This is a genomic window from Pedobacter sp. 01T416_2 (assembly GCF_056398925.1).
Genome location: NZ_JBFTQI010000983.1, coordinates 1 through 1890, shown reverse-complemented (window position 1 = coordinate 1890; position 1890 = coordinate 1). Strand labels below are relative to the sequence as shown.

Here is a 1890-nt window from a genome sequence, read left to right as displayed (position 1 = left end):
CCGTTAAGATACCTATAAAAGCTGTTGTTCGGGATATCAGTGGAAATCCTATAAAAGGGGCATCCATAACTATTGAAGGAAACGATGTGCTCACCATAGCAAACCAGGCAGGTGAATTCTCTCTTTCGATAGAGGAGAATAGCACATTTACGGTAAATGCTAAAGGTTATAAAACCTTGCCGGTAATCGCATTAGCCAACCTAAAGCAGGTTACCTTGACTAAAGAGGATAGACTAATAAATGTGGGTTTTAAAAATGCCACCGAAAGTAATCTTCCTGCTGGCGTATCAAGCGTTAACCTGGCACAGCTCTTTGAGAAAAACTTTATAACTTATGGATTGGACGGGATGGAGGCTTTTGCTCCGGGCTTTAATGGCAACAATCTTTGGGGTATGAATACCTCGTTAATATTGGTTGATGGAGTTCCGAGGGATGTGAACAGTGTTACGCCAAATGAAATTGAGGAGATCACTTTTCTCAAGAGCGCTTCGGCCGTTGCCCTATATGGCAGTCGCGGTGCAAAAGGAGTAATCTTGATCACCACAAAAAGGGGTACGGCCACTAAGCAAAAAATAAACGTTCGTTCCAATATCGGGTTAAATACGCCAAAAAGATTCGCTCAATATCTGGGCTCTTCAGAGTACATGACCCTGTACAATGAGGCTTTATCTAATGATGGTTTGGCAGCGGCTTATACTCCAGAAACTATTTATAATCACTCTGGTGTTAACCCTTATCGTTATCCAAGTGTAGATTATTACGCTTCAGAATACCTCAAAAATAGTTTTTCACGCTATGATGGCGTTGCAGAAATTTCAGGAGGGAATGATCGTGCCCGTTATTACACCAATGTTGGATTTGCATCTACAGGTTCGCTGCTTAATTTCGGCGAAGCAAAAAAAAATAATACAACAGAACGCTTTAACATCCGCGGAAATGTTGATATGCAGCTAACCAAAGCACTAAAAGCCCGGGTCGACGCAAGTGCTGTGTTTGCCAGCGGGGGCGGAGTAAATACGAATTACTGGGCTAATGCTGCAACCCTGCGCCCTCATTTATTTACACCCTTAATCCCAATTAATTTATTGGAACAGAGCGATGAGGTGAGCAAAGCGATGATTAAAAACGCTACAATTATTGATGGACAATACATTCTTGGTGGTACGCAATTAGATCAAACCAACCCCTTTGCGGCCATTTATGCAGGTGGTAATAATAAGTTTGTACAACGCCAGTTTCAGTTTACCACTGGTATTGATGCTGATTTGAAAGGAATTTTGAATGGACTTACCTTTAGTACCACTATGGGGGTTGATTACCTGAATAGTTACAATCAGGGTTATAGAAATGGATATGCAACTTACCAGCCTAATTGGACAACCTACTCTGGTACAACGATGATTGGAAGCTTAACGCGCTGGGGAGAAGATACTAAAACCGGAGTTCAGAACATTGCAGATAGTTATTATAGACAGACCATTTCGTTGTCTGGCCAATTTAACTACAATACTACAGTCCGTAATAATCATCATATCTCTGCAGTATTGTTGGCTGCGGCATATCGTCAATCGCAATCTGAAATCTACCAGCCAACAACAAATTCTAATTTAGGATTGCAGTTAAATTATGATTTCAGCCATAAGTATTTTGCCGAAATTACCGGAGCTGTGGTACGCTCACCAAAAATGCCGCCAGGAAACAGGATTGCACTCTCTCCTGCAGCTTCTATTGGATGGCGCCTTAGCGAAGAGCCATTTTTGAAAAAAGTTTCGTTCATTAACGACCTAACACTAACCGCATCAGCAGGTGTTTTAAATACCGATCTTGATTTTGAGGAGTATTTTGCCTATGAGAGCATTTATACAGGCACAGGGGGTAACTGGTATGGTT

The 1890-nt window shown here is 41.6% G+C and carries 1 protein-coding gene; it reads left to right on the top strand.

Annotation, left to right across the window (positions count from 1 at the left end; translation table 11 throughout):
- The coding region (locus AC1DPQ_RS26535; RefSeq protein ID WP_477611403.1) for a TonB-dependent receptor plug domain-containing protein at positions 1-1890 on the top strand (1890 nt) is incomplete at both ends.